The sequence below is a fragment of the Clostridioides sp. LIBA-7678 genome, from assembly GCF_056716065.1.
The window spans coordinates 3270815-3290174 of sequence record NZ_CP196987.1; the positions used below are offsets into that span (position 1 = coordinate 3270815).

Genomic DNA, 19360 nt, shown 5'->3' on the forward strand with positions numbered 1-19360 from the left:
TTTGCCCCTTTGTAAATATAGTTTCATATTTATTCTTTACTAGAGTTATTTCATTTAATTTTATTCTTAAAAATGCTTTAACTTGAATATCTACTATTTTATTTGCCTATATTATAAATAAATTTTTTGTATTCAAAAGTATGAGTATTGAGATGATTTCTTATTTAAAGAACTTTTATATTTTATTAGTTTCTGAATTATGTTCTTGTCTTATTGAAAGATTAATTATATGTGTAATGATTGTTTTACTATTTGCAAATAATATTATAATCAAAGTGATTACTAATATTATTGTCATAATTATAAACTATTTATTTAGTAAAATGATAATTTTTAAGAATCTTAAACAAAAAAATAGCCTATTATTTCAATAGGCTTATTTATAATATTCAAATAATATAAATACATTAGATTTTAAGGTGCATGTACATATTGAATATTATTTTTCTCTAATTCATCAAAATGTGATTTTACAGAATGATATCCTATTGCATACTGCCCATTTTCTGGATTCCATTTTTTATAAGCGTTCATAGCACTTAGCAGCTTATTTTCTTGGCTATTTAATACCTTCCATACATCTACATTTAGATTAATTTTTTTGAAGTCGTTATAATCATATGGTTCTACATAAAACCTTAAATCCTTTATTTTTCCCTCTTCATATAACTCTAATGCTGCTTCACCCAATGCTCTATGATCTTCATGTATTCCACTAGCTTTATATGGAGTAACTGTTTTTACTTTTGCATTTGGATATTCATCCAGATATTTTAATATTATCTCTTTTGCTTTTTCTTTACTTAATTCCCCATCATGAGCTCTATTTTCTTCTATATGTATATTACTTTCTTTAACTCCCATTTCCTTACAACTATCTTTAAACTCTTCATCTCTGTATTTTGAGAATTCGTCTTCTGGCAGAGAATATTTATGTATATCTTTTATATGATATGAACATGATCCTCCATCATCTAATACCTTTCTTATTATTGATTTACTACCATCTGTACATAGTATTACATGTGTGTCACTTTTTTCAACATGTTCAATTATTGCATTTCCCATGCTTAAAGTTTCATCATCTTGATGTGGTGAAAAAAATAAAGTTGCTTCTACCAATCTTATATCCTCCCTTTTGATAAAAATCTACTAATATTATAATTTTAATAACAAATAACTGTATTTATTTTTATATGATATTTTACTTATAACAAAATGTTATATAAAAAGATGTAAAATCTATAAATATTTATTATTTTAACTTTTCTTAAAATATATGATACGATATTGCAAATACAATACCTCCAGATAAAGCATTCCCTAAAAATATGCCTAAAATTGCATCCTTCAATCTCATTTCAAGTAATGACGCAATTCCAGCCGCACTCCAAGTTCCTGTAGTTGGTAGTGGAATTCCAACAAATAAAATTATTCCAATTACACTTATAGATTTTAATTGTTTTGCTCTCTTACGTAATTTATTTTCAAGTAAGTCAATTAAATACTTAAAATATCCTTTCAATTTGAAATAATTTAATATATATCTAAATGTTAGCAATATTGGTATACCTATTATAGTAGAACCAATTAAACATGATAGATATACCAATAATGGATTTAAATCTAATGCCAATCCCATAGGTATAGCTCCTCTAAGCTCTATGACTGGTATCATAGAAAAAAATATTAAATTTACATATTCCAATGTATCTCTCCTTATATTTATATTTATAAAAAATATTACTTGTCACTCTAATATGCATTTTTATTTAAAATCCCTTTAAACAATGTTAAAAATATTATTTTTATATCAAATAAAAATGTCCAATTTTCTATGTAATATAAATCATGTTCTATTCTCTTCTCTATTGAAGTATCCCCTCTATATCCATTTACTTGAGCCCATCCAGTTATTCCAGGTCTTACCTGATGTTTTATCATATATCTTGGGATTTCATCTTTAAATTTTTCTACAAAAAAAGGTCTTTCTGGTCTTGGCCCTACTATTGACATATCACCTTTTAAAACATTGAAAAATTGTGGTAGTTCATCTATACTTGCTTTTCTAATTATAGACCCCAACTTTGTCTTTCTAGGATCATTTTTAGTGGTCCATTGAGTTTGTTCTACTTTTTCTTCTTGAACTCTCATGGATCTAAATTTATACATGTCAAAGTTCTTTCTATTTAAACCTACTCTTGTTTGCTTATAAATTATTGGTCCTGGAGATGTTAATTTTATTAATATTATTGTAATTAACATTATTGGAGATATTAATAATATAGCAAATATAGAAAAAAGTATGTCAAATAACCTTTTACATGCACTATTAAAATAATTATCTAAAGGCACATGTCTTGTATCTATTATTGGTATACCATCTAAATCATCTATATATGGCTTTGAGGGTATATAATTGTAGTAGTAAGGAACCATATTGGTCTTTACTCCAGCTTTTTCACATTGTTTTATTATATATTCTAGTTTAATAAAATCCTTTGGAGCTAATGTTATAAAGACCATATCTAAATATGTATTCTTCAAAACATCTTCCAAATTATCTAGATTACCCAATATATTATTTCTTTCAACTATATTATTCACTTCTTTTTCTTCACTTAAATATCCAACAATATTATATCCCCACTGTTTATTTTTATTTATCTTATCTGTAATTTCATTGGCCATACTTGTAGTTCCAATTATCAAACAATGTTTCTGGTTAAAACCTTTTGACCTATACTTCCTCAATAAAAATCTTTTTATTACTCTAATTAAACTAGTTAATGTTATATTATAAAATATGAACAGTAATAGCACCAATCTAGAGTAATTAATCAATTTAAGTATAAACAATATTAGGATTAAGATTAGTGCTCCAAATATATTAGCATTTACAATAGATCTACATTCTTTATATACATTAATAGTTCTCTTTGTATTGTATAGATTAACTACATGATACAATATAAAATACATTGGTAGAGAAAATAAAGCTGTTGATATGTATCCTTTTAATCCAATAGAATTAATTCCCTCTAGAATATGAAACCTTGTATAATATGCTAGAAGATGCGAAAATACTATAGCCACCATATCCAACATAACTTGTATTCTATTTAGGATTTTCTGATTTTCTTTTATCATACAAACACCTTTTTCTAAAAATTATATTTCTTTACCTAATCATTTTATCATAATTTATAATTTTTTGTAAAATAATCTTAATCAAAAAATAGGATTTAAATAAATCAAGGCAACACTTAAAATCCTTATTATCTGTAAGACAAGGCATACATGTTAGAATAATATTTTAAGTAATCACCTGAAACGACTCTTTCTAGCCATCTTTTATTATTTACATACCAATCTATAGTTTCATATATACCATCTTCAAATGTATATAAAGGTTTCCACCCAAGCTCTCTAGTTATTTTTGTATTATCAATCGCATATCGTCTATCATGTCCTGGCCTATCATCTACATAAGTAATTAAACCTTTATTTTTATTAAGTCTTTTGATTATAATTTTTACTATATCTATATTTGCTTTTTCATTATTTCCACCAATATTATACACTTCTCCAACTTCTCCTTTATGCAAAACAACATCAATTCCTCTGCAATGGTCTTTTACATGAAGCCAATCACGGATTTGCATACCATCACCATAAATAGGCAATAGTTTGTTATTTTCACAATTATTTATCATTAATGGTATCAGTTTTTCTGGAAATTGATATGGCCCATAATTATTAGAACATCTTGTAATATTAATAGGCAATTTAAATGTCTCATAATAGGCTCTTACAAACATATCTGCACTTGCCTTTGATGCAGAATATGGGCTATTAGGAGATATTGGTGTTTTTTCGGTAAATAGACCTTTTTTTCCTAATGTTCCATAAACTTCATCAGTTGAAACTTGTATAAATCTAACACCATCCATAAACTTAAAGCAATATTTATCATCTGGATTGTATTTCCATTTATTTTTAGCTACATCCAAAAGTACTTGAGTCCCAAAAACATTTGTTTTTAAAAATATTTCTGGATTACTTATACTTCTATCAACATGAGATTCCGCAGCAAAATTCACAACTGTATCAATAAAATACTTATCAAATATGTCTTCGATTAGCATTTTATTTGTAATATCACCCTTTATAAAAAAATAATTCTTATAATTTTCAAATTCTACTAAGTTTTCAAGGTTTCCAGCATATGTAAGTAAATCTAAGTTTATTATATTATAGTCATATAGACTTAACATATGTCTAATAAAATTAGACCCTATAAAACCAGCTCCTCCTGTAACTAAAATATTTTTCATTAATTATTCCTCCGCTATACGAATAAGATATTTACCATAATCAGTTTTTAACATAGGACTAGCTAATTTAATTAAATCATTCTTTGTTATATAACCTTTCCTATATGCTATTTCTTCTATACATGCAACATAAAGACCTTGTCTTTTTTGTACAATAGAAACAAAATTGGCAGCTTCAAGAAGCCCTTCTGATGTTCCTGTATCAAGCCATGCCATACCTCTACCCAAAAGTTCTACCTTTAACTTTTTCCTTTTTAAATATTCATTATTTATACTTGTTATTTCTAATTCGCCTCTTTCAGATGGCTTTATTTTTTTAGCTATTTCAACTACTTCATTATCATAAAAATATAATCCAGGAACTGCATATGTAGATTTTGGATTTTTTGGTTTTTCTTCTAATGATATTACATTCCAGTTCTTATCAAATTCTACTACCCCAAATTGTGTTGGGTCTGGGACATTATATCCAAATATCACTGCTCCATACTTTATATTTACAGCGTTTTGCAACATTTCAGAGAATCCCCTTGCATAAAATACATTATCCCCAAGCACTAAAGCAACTCTATCTTTTCCAATAAAGTCTTCACCTATAATAAAAGCTTCTGCTAATCCTTTTGGTTTTTCTTGAATTTTATATGTTAGATGTATCCCCAAGTCATTGCCATCTCCCAATAAATTTTCAAACATAGAAACATCTCGTTCAGTTGATATAATTAATATATCTCTTATACCAGCAAGCATCAGTGTTGATAAAGGATAATATATCATAGGTTTGTCATATATAGGTAATATCTGTTTTGATACAGATTTTGTTAGTGGGTATAAACGTGTGCCAGATCCTCCTGCAAGTATGATTCCTTTCATATAATATACTCCTCCAAATTTAATTTTTAAATATCATAAATTTACTAAAAATATAGTTTAATAATATAACAAAAAAATTCACGCTTATTTTTGATATAAGTTCATCCATTCCTGAATTTATTAAAAGTAACATTCCAAGATTATCAAAAATAAGTGTAAAAAGCCTCATTCCTAAAAAAGTAATAAATTTTTTTAAAGTATTCTTCGTTTTAAAAACATATTTAGCATTTGTAAAATAGGCAAATAATACTGCTATAAAGAAAGCAATTGTGTTTGCTTCAAGAATACCCAAAAAACTACTGTTTAATAAAATAAAAGCGGCAGTGTTAACTATTACTGTAAGTATACCAAATATAATATATGCAATTCCTTCTCTATACTTAACTAATAAATTATTAAAATTAATCTTCATTATTTTTCTCCAAATACGTTACTATGTCATCAAACACATCAAATGCATGTTCTATTACATCATCCATATTATAGTATCTATATTCAGCTAATCTACCACATAAAAACAAATTTTTATATACTTTAGATTCATGATGATACTTCTCATAAAGCATCCTATTTTTTTCATTAATAACTGGATAATATGGCATATTTCCTATTTTATTTTCTTTATTATATTCTAAAGGATATTCTATTGATATTGTAGTATAAGGATTATAATTTTGTCCATTAAATTTTTTATATTCAGTTTTTCTTGTATAGCCCTTAACTTGTGGATAGGAGACTATATCTGCTGGCAATAAAGCATCAGTTTTTTCCGTATAATATTTTATGTCCAATGACCTATAAGGTAAATTTCCAAATTTACAATTCAATAGTTCATCTATTGCACCTGTAAAAACTATACACTTAGCTTTTTCTTTTTTATGTGTGACAAAACCATTTTCTTCATCTAAAATTAAATCTTCTATAGCATTACAATTCAGTCTTACATCTATATTCTTATGGTCTAATAGATTCTTAAATATATTTGTAAATCCTCCAAGAGGCATATACTGAAAATCTTTATTTATATAACGCTCATCATATGATAATGTCATTTGCACTCTATTTAAAACACTTCTATCTATCTCATCTGTATTTAATCCCCATTGTTTTGCAACATATGGTTTATATGCCTTTTCAAAAATTAACTCTCCAAAATTTCTAATTTTAATATCTTCATCTTCAATCATCTCAAAGATAGAAATTCTATCTCTACCTTTAAACTTTTCACGCAATTTATTTATTACATAATTAGCTTCATTTAAAGGCAATAATTGTTTTATAGTTTTAAAATTATAAGGTAATCTAATATATTTATTATCAAAAAAACTAAACCCCTTTATATCATGTTCAAACCATTCCCCATATTTACTTAGATATTCTATAATCCAGGGTTTATTAGTAGTCAATGAATGTGGTCCATATCTTTGTACCAAAACTCCATATTCGTCAATTTCATCATACATATTTCCAGCTATATGATTTCTCTGCTCCAAAAGTAAAACCTTTAAATTTTTATCTTCTGCTAATTTTCTACTTATTACACTACCTGAAAATCCAGCTCCTACTACTATAACATCAAACATGTTCTCACTCCTCTAGAAATTCAATGTTTTTACCCATTCTACTGTCTTTAAAATACTTTCTCTAAAATCGCATTTTGGTAAATATCCAGTATCTTCATATACTGAATTTAAATTAATTTGAGAATAATCTATAACTGATGTTTCCTTTAGTTCTCCAAATATAATTTCCAAATTGGGATTAATAATATCTTTAACTTCTAGAATTATTTCTTTAAATGTTTTTAATTCAATATTTCCAATGTAATATTCTCTAAAGTTTACACTTTTTTTACCTATCTCAAATAACATGTTAACAACATCATCAATATATATCCAATCATATAACTGATCGCCTTTAACTAATTTGGGTTTTTCACCATCAATAAATTTTTTAATCAATACATTTTGTATCATTTTAGATCTATCTCCTGGTCCAAATACGCTACTAATAATTGCTGTATTAAAATTTATACAATTGTTATATGCTAAAGTTTTACACATCATTTCACATGCAAGTTTAGAAGTGCCATAAACACAGGCTAATCTAGGTTCACACTTTTCCATATTAATATATTTTTTTATTTCAAGTTGATTAATTGTTCCTGCTAGAATAAATTTTTTACAACCAATCTTGCTAGCTAATATTAGAGTATCACAAGTATTTTTAATATTATTTAATTGCAATTCATAGTCTGTAAGTTTTTGACCATATGTACCATCCCATGCAAAATGATAAAATGCATCTATATCTCCTTTTATATTAGATATAACTTTTTCATATGTACTAAAATCTGCTTCAATAACTTCAATGTATTTACTGCATTTTAAATCTTTTATTTTTTGTATATCTCTAACAATAGCATATGTAAATACCTTATTTTCTATCAATAATTTACAAAGAGCCTTGCCTATAAAACCACTTGCTCCAGTAACAATAACTCTATTCATAATCACATTCTCCATAAACAAAATTTACATCACTATCTTTTAGATATGGTGCTTTTTTATCTTTATCAGATAATATAATAGAATCTATTTCCCATTCTATATTAATTTCTGGATCATTCCATGATATAGCTCTATCAAGTTCTGAATAATATAACTCATCAACTTTATATTGTACTTCTGTATCATCAACAAGTGATATACATGCATGTCCAAAACCTCTAGGTATAAATAACTGTCTTTTATTATCAGAACTTAATTCAATAGAAACCCATTTTTTATATGTGGGAGAATTCTTTCTTAAATCTATGGCAAAATCTATAATTTTACCTTTAGTACATCTTACTAATTTTGCTTGAGCTTTGGGCATATTTTGAAAATGGATACCTCTTATTGTTCCTTTTTTAAGAGATAATAAGTGATTGTCTTGTACAAATATATTTTTTATTCCAATATCCAATAAACTTCTTAAAGAGTATGATTCCATATAATATCCTCTAAAATCTTCATGTATAATTGGTTCTATTAGCTTCACACCTTCTATGCCTAAATCTGTAACTTTCATATTTTTTCAACTCCTTTATTTAGCTTCAATTATAGCCTGGACTAAATTACCTTGCTTTATAATCTCATTATATGAATTGATTCTAGTGTCTGCATCATTTATACAATTCCTAAAATAATCAATTGAATTAAAAAACTGATCATCTGAATCTAAATTAATTATTTTTTCTTCATTATTAATTTTAATAATAACTTGTGGATTAAAGTCTGAAGGAGCTGTGAAAATTCTATTTGTTGAAATACAACCTTTACTACCCCAAATTTCTAAATCACATCTATATGAATTATCCATACCAAAAGAAACTTGCGCTATAGTGCCATTTTCATTTTGTAATGTTGCAGAACCAAAAACATCAACATCAAACTCATTCAAATAATTTAACTTTGATGTTAAAACTTTAGTATCATTTCCCAATAAATAAGATGCCAGTTTAATTGTATAACCGCCACAATCCAACAAAGCTCCTCCACCTAATTGTTTATTGTATCTAAAATCATTTGAATTTCTCATTGGAAATCCAAAATATATACTAATTAATCTTATATCGCCTATAATTTTGTCATCAATTAATCCTTTAATATATTTTAATTGACTATGAAATTTGAACATGTAATTTTCATGTAAAGCTAGTTTTTTTTCTGTGGCTAACTCTACTAACTTAATAGTATCATCAGTATCTGTTGTAAATGGTTTTTCTAAAAAAACATGCTTTCCTTTTTTTAAAGCCTTATAAGCCCATTTATAATGAAGAGCTGGTGGTAAAGGTATATATAATGCATCTACCTTATCACTATAAATAATTTCATCATAATTAGAAAAAATTAGTCCATCATATGCTTCATTAAATTTCTGTGCTTTTTCAGTATCTCTTGAAGCAATCCCAATATACTCAAATTTATTATTCTTAATAAGAGCTGGCATAAACCTTCTAAAAGCAATGTCTGAAGCTCCCACAACACCAATCTTTATTTTTCTCAATCTTACACCTCCAAAAGAGATAATAAATTTCTTAATTGAATATTTAAACAATTATTAAATTGTACCATTGTATTTAAAGACTTATAATCAATCCATAAATATCCTTCTGGTACATTTATTAAATCTGACTTTTCAACTTCAATAATAACATTTCTATTTTGTTCATGATAGAATCTACCACCTTCTTCAGATAATAAATTATCAAAAACTATATTTTTTCTAGAATCCAAACAATTAAAAAATAAATTTGTTACTTCATTACAGGTCCTATTTTTATCAATTGGCTCAATTTGAACACTTGGACCTAATTCAATTGAATCAAAACATCCAATTTCAGAATTTAAATTAACTAAAAATTTTTTTATTCCCTCATCATTGCACATTAAAAGACCAAATATCGCTACTCCATTTGCTTCAAATAATGGTTGTGTCCATTGACTTACTTCTCTTCCTTCAATTGAAATATCACAAAATACCACTTTAAAATTATATGGTTTTTTAGATACAAATTCTTTTTCTTTCATTTCCCATGAATTTAAACTTTCTAAACTAACAATTTCTATCTTGCTATTATCAAACATTTTATAATTATTCATATGGTGATAAATTTTAGGCAACAAATTTTCGTTCTCACCATAAAAAATAGAATGAAATAAAGCTTTATCTTTAAACAAATTATATATTTTCTTAAACTGTAAATCATCTAATTTGACAGATGAAAATGGAATACATGAAATTACTGTTCTAGTATCCATATTTACCATATTATCTATTTTCATCAGCATTTTAATTTGACCTAATGTCATCCATCTATAATTTGGTAATACTTCGATGTCTTCATCAACTTTTATAATTATATTTCTATTTCTTTTCTTATAAAATCTAGAAGATTGTTCAGATTGAATTTGATCCACTATGATATCATAGTTAGATGCATTTATAAAGTAATCCAAATATTTTGGCTTACTGCCACCATGTTTTTGGGTAAAATTACTTTTAGTCGCTTGTATTGTTGGCGAAATTTGAATTTTATTTAAATTTCCAGGTTCAATTTTAGCTTGCATAAGAAAGTTTAACACTCCATTAAACTCCTTACACAATATACCTAAGTATCCAATTTCATTTTGAATGATTATAGGTTGTTCTAAAATTATTTTATCATTTACCTTTTTTTTAATTCCTTTGATTGAAAAAAAAGTTTTATTTATATTTACAATTTCACCTTCAAGGTTATTATAGTACCAAAAACCACTATCACATAGACTTATTTTATTTATATTAACACTAATACATTTATTCAAATCATTTACCCAGTTTTTTATATCTTCTATCGAATTTATATTTCCTTCACTATTATTCCAAGACTCAACAATTTTAATTATTGTATTCTTCAATTTTTATATCTCCATCTTCAAAGTTAATTTTTTTTTCTGCTACTACTAATGGTCTTTTTAATGTACGCGTATTAATACTCAATATGTATTCTCCAAGAATCCCTATGAAAAATAATTGCACTGCTCCTATAAAAAATACTCCAACTGTTAGCGCAGCTATTCCAATTGGATATGTATCCCAGTTTAAAATTTTATTTATAAAAATGATTATTGCTACTATTAGACTAATTATACCTACAAATCCACCTATAAATGTAGCTATTCTCATTAATATTTTAGTATATGAAGTGACTGCCAACATAACAACATCATAATATTTGAAGAAATTAAAATTAGACTTCCCTCTTGCACTTTTTTCCTGATTGTATTTTATAATACATTGTTTCATTCCAAACTCTCCAACAATACCTTTCAAATATGGTTGTGGATCATCAATAGTCTTTATTACATTAACGAAATCCTTATCATATAAACCAAATCCATTGAAATGTTGTATTTGTTTTACCTGTGATATGCTATCCATCATTTTATAAAATATAGTTCTAAGAAAATATACAAACTTATTCTCTTTACTTTTTATTTTTTGGCCAAGTATAACTTTATAACCTTGATTCCATTTTCTAACGAATTCTAAAAGTAATTCTGGTGGATCTTGTAAATCTCCAAACACCAAAAATACTGCATCTCCACTCCCTTGCATTAATGAATAAAAAACATTTCTGTTAAATCCAAAGTTTTTAGCATTAAAAATAGCTTTTACTTTTTTATCATTTATACATATTTTTTCTAACTCATTTCTAGTATTATCAACAGAGTAATCATCAACAAAAACTAATTCATAATCAAACTCTTTTAACTCTTCACTAAACATGTCAGTAATTTTTTTATGCATAATATGTACACTTCTTTCTTCATTAAAACATGGTACAATTACACTTATTTTTTTCATAACTTTATCCTTTCAATACTTTAAATCATAATAAATTAAGTTTTAAAAAACTTATCTTAAATCTCTTTGATTTTTAAATTCTTCAAATCTATCCTTAAATAAGTTAGGGTAATCTTTATATGAAGATTCAAATTTAGATTCTAAATAGTTTATTTCTTCTAATGAAAATTCCTTATTTTTTACATAAATCTTTACATTTACATTTTTTTCTATTAATGTACTATCTGCTAATTTAAAATTATCTCCTATTATGGAATTTTTATCTAACATTTCTTCTGCAAGTGTTATTACAACTTGTTGATCCTTAGGTTTTAAATGGTATTGTATAGGATCAGGAACAATAATTATATCAGACTTGAGAAATTCAATTGGAAAACCATCTCTTAAATCTACTTGATAGCTATTAGTTAATTTATCTTGAAAACTTATTTTTTCTGGAAGCTTAAGACATCGTATTAAATCATCATTTAATACATCTGAACTTGATAAAATATAAATAAGACTATCTGATTTTATTAAGCTTTCTATTTTTGCATAAAGGATATTAATTTGATCTATATCAGCTCTTTTTCTTGGTTCATATATTCTTTCTGTGAACAAGTATTTTTCAAATTTATATGCTTTAATAAATTTATATGCATATAAAAAATTACCCACTTGCAAAATACAAATAAAAAATATTATTATATTTTTTTTATTAAGCTTTGAATTATATAATTTTAATATAGTAATTATAACTAGTAAAGACAATTGCCCTGTAATCTGGTAGTATTGATGAGGTCCCATTTGTATATTAGAAAATAATATTATAACAATTAATATATTTATAATATTAGCTATTACAAATCTCATTAAATACTTATTTTTAAATGCTACTATCACTGATAATATTGATAATATTATCATATACACACCATAATAATTTACAAATTCCATTATTTTTTCTTTTGGAGAAGTCATATTCCATGCTGAATGAACAGCCCTTATATTACTAGTTGCTATATTTTGTAAAAAATGAGGGAAAAATATCACCAAAATAAAACTACAAATAATAAAAATAAATATAAAATTTTTCATATATGCTCTAATAATTATTTTATAATCTTTTATATTTGTTAAAATATTAAAAATCATATATATAAATAAACTACATACATATCCTACTGCCCAATAACCATATGCTCTTCTCATTAAAACTAAAGTCAATAATAAACCAGAAAGAACTATACACTTTTTCTTATCAAACTTCAAAAAATCAATTTCCATTGTTAAAAGTATACATAAAGAAACTATAAAAACACATACAATATCTATGTAGCCATTTAATGTAGGATAATATAAACTTGGTAATATTAAAAAAAATAAAAATAATATTGAAAAGTTTATATTTTTATAATTCGCTTTAATAATTATTTTTTTTGTAATAAGTGCATATATAACACAAGTTGGGATAATAAACATAATTTCTAATAATAGAACATAACTTATATAATTTCCACCTAAAATTTTTAATGGTATAGCTATAATAGTTGGCATAAAGATATTATGTTCTGCAGAACATATGCTAATGTATGAATTTTTTAGAGCAATTAATGGATTATTTATAAAACTCTCCATTTGTTGTAATGCTAAACTCCAAAAATTAGAAAAATCACCATAATATATAAAATTATCTCTACTTATTTCTGAATATACAAATATTATAGATATAATAGATAATAATAATATATATTTTTTTTCTTTACTGTTAAGTGCTTTTAATGTCTCTATACTTCCACTCATTTTTAAGGCAAGATAGAATAAAGCATAGATACAAGTTACTATCATAATAATAATTGACATGCCTATAAAAGATTTTAACCCTAGATTCAATAAACACATCAAAATTAACAATATTGGAACAAGAAAGTAAAATACTTTTTTATATTTTTCATTCTCTTTTTTATTAATATAACTCATATATTTCCTCCTATATTTATTTTTAAAAATTATTAAAATAAAAATAATTTAATTTATGTATTATATAAGGATTTAGTCAATAATATCAGAAATTATATTTAATAAATTATTATCAAAAATATCCATAGCAAAATAATTTTCATAGGTTTTTCTGCTTTCTCTTTTTAAAGAATCAATTTTATCACTATTTTCAATAACATACATAATTTTATCAGCTAATTCTTTATGATCATTATTAGTGTAAACAAATCCATTTTTCCCATCTTCAATCAATGTAGCTGTCCCTGTATTTTCAGAACAAATACATATTTTAGACATCATCATTCCTTCTGTCATAAAAACAGGCATTGGGTCATCCCTAGATGAGCATATTATACATGTTGCTTGATTGAAAATATCCATAATATCACTTCTTTTTACTTCATCAATTAATTCTATATTTTCAGGAAAACTTTTTTTAATTTCAATCAAACTGTCATAAATATTATCAGAAATTTTCTTGCCAATAAAAATAAATTTACATTTATCTATATAAGATGTAGATAGACTAGAAATAGCCTTAGCTAATACATCTTGACCTTTTCTTTTTTCAATAGTTCCTACATTTACAAATATTAGTCTTTCTTCTTCATTTTCTAACTTATAGTTAGGAATCTCTGGTACATTCATGGAAAAATCTGGTAAACCATATAAAAATACATCTGGATTATAGGATGGCCTATAATCATTCAACACATTTTTTGCATAGATTCCTGCACAAAATACATGAATATTATCTCCAATTTTGTTAGGTATTATATCTTTCATATACAGTTCATACCCTTCTCTAGCATCATGAATCCACCATAAAGTTGGTATTGATGTTTTGCTTAGTTCGATTATATTAAGATATTGTACTATAGTATTTACTATAATTATATCAAAATTTTCTGCAAGATTCATCCAATTATCAGTTCCATATATAGAATCATCAATTATAACAGGAATACCTTCTTTTAAAAATTCATCCTTTAATTTTCCATCTTTAGGCGAAAGAACAACTGGATAATCTCCATTTTTTATAAGTGCCTTCACAACATACTGCAATGTTATTGGAGCTCCTGTCATTGATAATTCATGACTAATAATTAAAATATTTCTTCCAGAAAAATTATCATCATTAACTCTAATTTTACTATTTTGAAATATATTAAAGTTATAAGGAAAATTGTTAATTATTTGTATTTGCATCGTTTTTGTATAATATGGGTCGTCAGATAAATAATTACTCCATTTTTTCAACATATGCAAATATCCTGATTTACTTTTAATATTATACCAACTATCATATTCATCATATTTTTTAATTGAAATAACTAAACTATCATGACAAAATATACATTTTTTATTATGTTCTTGAATTTTAAAAGATAATTCTGCATTTGAAAACTCATTTGGTGTATTTATTTCATCAAATCCACAAATATTATTGAATAATTCTTTTTTAATCATAAAACAACTTGAAGATAAAATTGATATTTCTCTTGTAGTAAAAGATATTTCATTATATCCCTTATACAATATATTTTTTTCACCATCAAATGGAATAGGGAAAAAACCGTATCCTCCAGAAATAATTCCAGAATATTTTATTCCTTCATGTTTATTAATAATTTTTGGAGATACAGCACCAACATCTTTAAAGCTAAAACATTGAGCCATATTGCTTAACCAATTATCATCTTTCATAGATATGAAATCTTTTAAAATAACTATATACTTTCCAACTGCTTTAGAGTTTCCTAAATTACATTTTTCAGCATAACTTAAATTACCACCATATTTACACAATCTTAAATTATCTAAATATGAAAGTTCGTTATAAACACACTCACACACATTATCTTCTGCAACCACTATAATTTCAAAGTTTATCCATTTTGTATTACATACAATACTATTAACACACTTCAATGTATCATCTTTACATTCACTAATTACTAATAAAGAGATTGTTTCTAATTCTTCTATTGGTAAATCTATATCATAAGAATCATAAGTAAAATTTGGCCTAACATTTGCTTCTATCCCTATATTATTTAAATGTTTCTTTATCATACTTGAGTTATAAGTATAATCACATACATTGTTTTCTTTCACATCTCTTAATAGTAATATCTTCTCTATATGTATTATTCTATCTGAAAACTCTAAAACTTTTAAAGTAGCATATTTTAACAAAGAGTCTAAATTTTCAATTTTACTGTCAAAGCCTCCCCACGCCATAAATTCTTTCTTTTTTAATAGTACAGAATGCTCTATATATAATTTATTGTAAAAATAGATTGTAGATAATTTAGGCTTTAAAAAATATTTTTTTACCTCTTCACTATCAAAATCATATAAACATTCATCACTATAAATTAAAATAGAATCATTATTTTGACACATCTTTCCAAAATTTAATAGTGCATTTGGAGGAAGATAATCATCCACATCAATTATTAAAAAATATGAATTTTCTACTTTTTTAATAACTTCATTTAAAATTGACCCATCAATTTTTTCGCAATAATAAATTTTTTTACCTTCATCGTTTATATTTTTTCTATACTTTTCAGATATAACATATGTTACATCAAAATTTTTATAGATTTGCTCTTCCAAACTTTTTTCTATACGCTTTATATTGTCAAAGTTACCATAAGTACAAACTATAACTGATATTTTTCCAGATACATCATCTAAAATGATTTTTTCTTCTTGTTGATTTATATATATGTGCTTTCTTTTTTTATACAAATTGTCTTCCTTGTAAGCAGCATACATAACACCTAAAATATCTTGTTTTAGATTTTTTAAACCACCTTTTTTAATAGAATAATATACTTTCTTTAATATATTTTTTTTATTTTTTGTTAAACATGCCTTTTTTAAATATATAGCCTTATCTAGTAATTTCATTAATTTACTCCCTATTATTTATAAAAGATTTTTTTCAATTTTCTTATCGATATTAATATCTTCCAAGCTTTAGAATTCATTATATCATTGAAATGTTTTTCAGTTTGTATTAATTCTAATGTTTTTCTTTCAAGCTCTAAATTATTATCATCTAATAATCTCATTATTTTATCATTTTTAATTTTTTCATTATTTAAACATTCACTGTAATAATTTTGAAGTTCAATATCGGATATCTTAACTATAGCTCCACTTATTTCAACTTCTTTAACATTGTATATATCATAATTATCTTCATCTGATTTTATTATGTAGATTGGATCTGAATGCATAAATATATTTTCATTTTCATCTGAGTATGTATCATTTTTAGGAACTATTTTTAAATTTAAGTTAGATTTTATCATTAAATTTTTAATCTTACAAGGATATTAGCACGGTTCAAATCTTAATTCTTTTACATCATTAGAATTAAGTGAAAACTTAATATTAAAGTTGTTGTTTTTAAATTCCATAATTTCATATAATTTATTTTCTTCCACAAACCTATTACCTAAATCTTAATACAGTACTCCATATTTAATCTTTCTAAACATTTCGTTGTAGTACTGTAGAACATATATACTCTTTATATCTACATTAGAGCATATTGCTATCATAATTTGTGGTAGTTTTGCAGATGTGAAATTTTTCGATGTAAAAACATGATATCTGCCATTAACATTATTTTCTTCACTCAAAATGGACATTTCTACAATGTTTTGATAGAGTATATTTATATTTGAAAAAAACACACCTAAAAATTCTTTAAACTCATTTCCTTCAAATTCATGTATATGATAGATATTCTCTTTATTATTATTTATAATTTCTGTTGATACATATTTATCTGGTGTTTAGATAATTAATATCCCATCTTTTTTAAGAACTCTTTTAATTTCTTTTAAAAATTTCGTTTATTGATCTTGACTTATATATTCAATGGTTTCAAATGATACAACTACATCAAAAAATCATCTTGATCTAAGAACATTACATATTTACATGTTGCAATTTCTAGACCTTTATTTCTTGGTTTTCCAAGCAAGCCACTATTTTTTTCCAAATTTATTATTTTTATATTATCATATCTATTTGCATATTCATCTATGATAAATCCACTTCTATCTGTAGAACAATCATCTACTAAAATTACTTCCATCACTTCAAAACCTATACTTTGATTTAGAAATGATGAATTGCATGTTCTATATACTTTTCTGCATTATATATTGGAACTATTGCACTAATTTTATATTCATGCATGTATTCAGCTCCTTATACTAATCCCATATATTTATCACATACCTCTTTTGTATCTCCAATCATTTTTAACGTTCCTTTTTCAAGCCATATCACTTTATTACATAATTCTCTAACCTGATCAATTGTATGAGAAACAAAGATAACTGTTGTTCCACTTGATATTATCTCATTCATTCTTTTTTGACATTTATCTTGAAATTTATAATCTCCCACTCCTAAAACTTCATCTACAATAAGTATATCTGGAACAATTGATGTAGCTATAGAAAAACCTAACCTAGCTACCATACCAGATGAATAATTCTTTAGTGGAGTATCAACAAAATCCCAAAGTTCTGCAAAATCTATAATACTTTCAAATCTAATCCTCATGTCCTTTCTACTATATCCAAGCACTGCTCCATTCAAAAATATATTTTCCTTTGCGGAAAGATTCACATCAAACCCTGCACCAAGTTCTATTAATGGTGCAACATTTCCTTTTACTTCAACAATTCCTTTTGTTGGTTTCATTACTTGAGCAATAATCTTTAAAATTGTGCTCTTTCCAGACCCATTAAAACCTACAATTCCAACTGCTTCTCCTTTTTTGATACAAAAAGATAAATCATTAAGAGCCCAAAATTCTTCAAACATAAGTTGCTTTTTTAATAATCTAACAAAATATTCCTTAATATTATCAACTTTTTCAGGGCTTTTATTAAACATCATAGACACGTTTTTAACCTCAATAATATTTTCCAAAAATACACACCTCATTATATATATAAAATAAATTTATCTTGTTTTTTATAAAAAACAAATAATCCAAATGATAGAAATGTCACTCCAATTAAAAAACAAATAATATTATCTTGAAAACTTGGGACAGTTCCATATAGTACCAGATTCCTTAAATAGGTTATAAAATGATACATTGGATTCAATGTTAAAGCTAAAACAGTTTTTTCTTTTAATATAGATATAGGATAAAAAATTGGTGTTAAATACATCCATAATAAAGTTATTACACTATATAAATGTGCTATGTCTCTAAAAAATACCATCATAGTTGATAAAATCAGACCTAAACCTACAGCAAACATACTAATATATAGAATTAATATTGGAGAAAGTAACATGGTAAACTTAAAAGGTACATTAGTAATAATCATAACAATCATCATAGCAACATACGAAAAAAATAAATTTACTAAACTGGATATTACCTTTGATAGAGGAAATAAGTATTTAGGTATATAAACTTTTTTAATTAAGCTACTACTTTCTATCATAGAGTGCAAAGAGTTTGTTGTAGATTCTGTTAGAAATGAAAATAATATATTTCCAGCAAAAAAATATATTGGATAATTTTCAATTTCAAATCTAAATAGTTGTGAAAATACAACTGTCATTACTAACATCATTAAAATAGGATTTAATATAGTCCATAAAAGACCTAAAACTGAACGTCTATATCTAATTTTAATATCTCTTGTTACAAGTTCATATAAAAGGTCTTTATACTTATAAAAACCTAATAACATTATCTTTAATTTATTCATACACACACC

The 19360-nt window shown here is 25.0% G+C and carries 19 protein-coding genes and 1 pseudogene; 1 reads left to right on the top strand and 19 read right to left on the bottom strand.

The features are described 5' to 3' along the window. The first annotated feature begins 95 nt into the window (after nucleotides 1-95). Nucleotides 96-374 (top strand): GtrA family protein, encoded by a 279-nt coding sequence (locus ACTG46_RS15305; RefSeq protein WP_479924075.1) that lies wholly within the window; start codon nucleotides 96-98, stop codon nucleotides 372-374. Nucleotides 375-414: 40 nt separating this feature from the next. On the opposite strand, the gene ACTG46_RS15310 is transcribed toward ACTG46_RS15305, so the two are convergent. The 19 genes and pseudogenes from ACTG46_RS15310 to ACTG46_RS15400 form a co-directional block, all read right to left on the bottom strand. Then, on the bottom strand, nucleotides 415-1122 hold the full coding sequence (locus ACTG46_RS15310; RefSeq protein ID WP_479923111.1) for a PIG-L family deacetylase: 708 nt from the start codon (nucleotides 1120-1122) through the stop codon (nucleotides 415-417). A 148-nt stretch (nucleotides 1123-1270) separates the two neighbouring features. Next, nucleotides 1271-1708, bottom strand: a complete 438-nt coding sequence (locus ACTG46_RS15315; protein ID WP_479923112.1) for a COG2426 family protein — start codon at nucleotides 1706-1708, stop codon at nucleotides 1271-1273. A gap of 47 nt (nucleotides 1709-1755) precedes the next feature. After that, nucleotides 1756-3150, bottom strand: coding sequence for an undecaprenyl-phosphate glucose phosphotransferase (locus ACTG46_RS15320; protein ID WP_479923113.1), 1395 nt, complete (start codon nucleotides 3148-3150; stop codon nucleotides 1756-1758). 128 nt (nucleotides 3151-3278) lie between these two features. Further along, nucleotides 3279-4337, bottom strand: a complete 1059-nt coding sequence (gene rfbB, locus ACTG46_RS15325) for a dTDP-glucose 4,6-dehydratase (RefSeq protein WP_479923114.1) — start codon at nucleotides 4335-4337, stop codon at nucleotides 3279-3281. A gap of 3 nt (nucleotides 4338-4340) precedes the next feature. After that, nucleotides 4341-5207 (bottom strand): glucose-1-phosphate thymidylyltransferase RfbA, encoded by an 867-nt coding sequence (gene rfbA / locus ACTG46_RS15330; RefSeq protein WP_479923115.1) that lies wholly within the window; start codon nucleotides 5205-5207, stop codon nucleotides 4341-4343. A gap of 19 nt (nucleotides 5208-5226) precedes the next feature. Beyond that, nucleotides 5227-5619 (bottom strand): GtrA family protein, encoded by a 393-nt coding sequence (locus ACTG46_RS15335; protein ID WP_479923116.1) that lies wholly within the window; start codon nucleotides 5617-5619, stop codon nucleotides 5227-5229. Further along, nucleotides 5609-6790 carry a UDP-galactopyranose mutase gene (glf, locus tag ACTG46_RS15340; RefSeq protein ID WP_479923117.1) on the bottom strand — a complete coding sequence of 394 codons (1182 nt, stop codon included), beginning with the start codon at nucleotides 6788-6790 and terminating at the stop codon, nucleotides 5609-5611. The genes ACTG46_RS15335 and glf overlap by 11 nt, the downstream gene beginning before the upstream one ends. 12 nt (nucleotides 6791-6802) lie before the next feature. Further along, nucleotides 6803-7717, bottom strand: coding sequence for an NAD-dependent epimerase/dehydratase family protein (locus ACTG46_RS15345; protein ID WP_479923118.1), 915 nt, complete (start codon nucleotides 7715-7717; stop codon nucleotides 6803-6805). Beyond that, complete coding sequence (rfbC, locus tag ACTG46_RS15350) at nucleotides 7710-8279, bottom strand: dTDP-4-dehydrorhamnose 3,5-epimerase (RefSeq protein ID WP_479923119.1); 570 nt, start codon at nucleotides 8277-8279, stop codon at nucleotides 7710-7712. The genes ACTG46_RS15345 and rfbC overlap by 8 nt, the downstream gene beginning before the upstream one ends. A 15-nt stretch (nucleotides 8280-8294) precedes the next feature. Next, nucleotides 8295-9257, bottom strand: a complete 963-nt coding sequence (locus ACTG46_RS15355) for a Gfo/Idh/MocA family protein (RefSeq protein WP_479923120.1) — start codon at nucleotides 9255-9257, stop codon at nucleotides 8295-8297. A gap of 2 nt (nucleotides 9258-9259) precedes the next feature. After that, nucleotides 9260-10651 carry an NDP-hexose 2,3-dehydratase family protein gene (locus ACTG46_RS15360; RefSeq protein WP_479923121.1) on the bottom strand — a complete coding sequence of 464 codons (1392 nt, stop codon included), beginning with the start codon at nucleotides 10649-10651 and terminating at the stop codon, nucleotides 9260-9262. Then, a complete protein-coding gene (locus ACTG46_RS15365) occupies nucleotides 10632-11600 on the bottom strand; it encodes a glycosyltransferase family 2 protein (RefSeq protein WP_479923122.1) in 969 nt (322 codons plus the stop codon). The genes ACTG46_RS15360 and ACTG46_RS15365 overlap by 20 nt, the downstream gene beginning before the upstream one ends. A gap of 51 nt (nucleotides 11601-11651) precedes the next feature. Beyond that, nucleotides 11652-13559, bottom strand: coding sequence for a hypothetical protein (locus ACTG46_RS15370; RefSeq protein WP_479923123.1), 1908 nt, complete (start codon nucleotides 13557-13559; stop codon nucleotides 11652-11654). A 72-nt stretch (nucleotides 13560-13631) separates the two neighbouring features. Then, a complete protein-coding gene (locus tag ACTG46_RS15375) occupies nucleotides 13632-16502 on the bottom strand; it encodes a glycosyltransferase (protein WP_479923124.1) in 2871 nt (956 codons plus the stop codon). A gap of 14 nt (nucleotides 16503-16516) precedes the next feature. Beyond that, the gene (locus ACTG46_RS15380; RefSeq protein WP_479923125.1) at nucleotides 16517-16909 is read right to left on the bottom strand and encodes a hypothetical protein; all 393 of its coding nucleotides are present in this window, start codon (nucleotides 16907-16909) and stop codon (nucleotides 16517-16519) included. A gap of 153 nt (nucleotides 16910-17062) precedes the next feature. Beyond that, entirely contained in the window at nucleotides 17063-17242 is a 180-nt protein-coding gene (locus ACTG46_RS15385; RefSeq protein ID WP_479923126.1) for a hypothetical protein, read from the bottom strand. A 260-nt stretch (nucleotides 17243-17502) separates the two neighbouring features. Continuing rightward, nucleotides 17503-17736, bottom strand: a pseudogene (locus ACTG46_RS15390) (glycosyltransferase family 2 protein); the annotation flags it as partial. Between the two features lie 83 nt (nucleotides 17737-17819). Beyond that, nucleotides 17820-18551 (bottom strand): ABC transporter ATP-binding protein, encoded by a 732-nt coding sequence (locus ACTG46_RS15395; RefSeq protein WP_479923127.1) that lies wholly within the window; start codon nucleotides 18549-18551, stop codon nucleotides 17820-17822. A gap of 14 nt (nucleotides 18552-18565) precedes the next feature. Further along, nucleotides 18566-19351: an ABC transporter permease gene (locus tag ACTG46_RS15400; protein ID WP_479923128.1), complete on the bottom strand. Its 786-nt coding sequence runs from the start codon at nucleotides 19349-19351 to the stop codon at nucleotides 18566-18568. Nucleotides 19352-19360: the final 9 nt, after the last annotated feature.

Coding starts and splice junctions, on each gene's coding strand:
- ACTG46_RS15335 (WP_479923116.1), bottom strand. CDS start 5,619: ATGAAGATTAATTTTAATAATTTATTAGTTAAGTATAGAGAAGGAATT.
- rfbB (WP_479923114.1), bottom strand. CDS start 4,337: ATGAAAAATATTTTAGTTACAGGAGGAGCTGGTTTTATAGGGTCTAAT.
- ACTG46_RS15365 (WP_479923122.1), bottom strand. CDS start 11,600: ATGAAAAAAATAAGTGTAATTGTACCATGTTTTAATGAAGAAAGAAGT.
- ACTG46_RS15400 (WP_479923128.1), bottom strand. CDS start 19,351: ATGAATAAATTAAAGATAATGTTATTAGGTTTTTATAAGTATAAAGAC.
- ACTG46_RS15320 (WP_479923113.1), bottom strand. CDS start 3,150: ATGATAAAAGAAAATCAGAAAATCCTAAATAGAATACAAGTTATGTTG.
- ACTG46_RS15375 (WP_479923124.1), bottom strand. CDS start 16,502: ATGAAATTACTAGATAAGGCTATATATTTAAAAAAGGCATGTTTAACA.
- rfbC (WP_479923119.1), bottom strand. CDS start 8,279: ATGAAAGTTACAGATTTAGGCATAGAAGGTGTGAAGCTAATAGAACCA.
- ACTG46_RS15380 (WP_479923125.1), bottom strand. CDS start 16,909: ATGATAAAATCTAACTTAAATTTAAAAATAGTTCCTAAAAATGATACA.
- rfbA (WP_479923115.1), bottom strand. CDS start 5,207: ATGAAAGGAATCATACTTGCAGGAGGATCTGGCACACGTTTATACCCA.
- ACTG46_RS15345 (WP_479923118.1), bottom strand. CDS start 7,717: ATGAATAGAGTTATTGTTACTGGAGCAAGTGGTTTTATAGGCAAGGCT.
- glf (WP_479923117.1), bottom strand. CDS start 6,790: ATGTTTGATGTTATAGTAGTAGGAGCTGGATTTTCAGGTAGTGTAATA.
- ACTG46_RS15370 (WP_479923123.1), bottom strand. CDS start 13,559: ATGAGTTATATTAATAAAAAAGAGAATGAAAAATATAAAAAAGTATTT.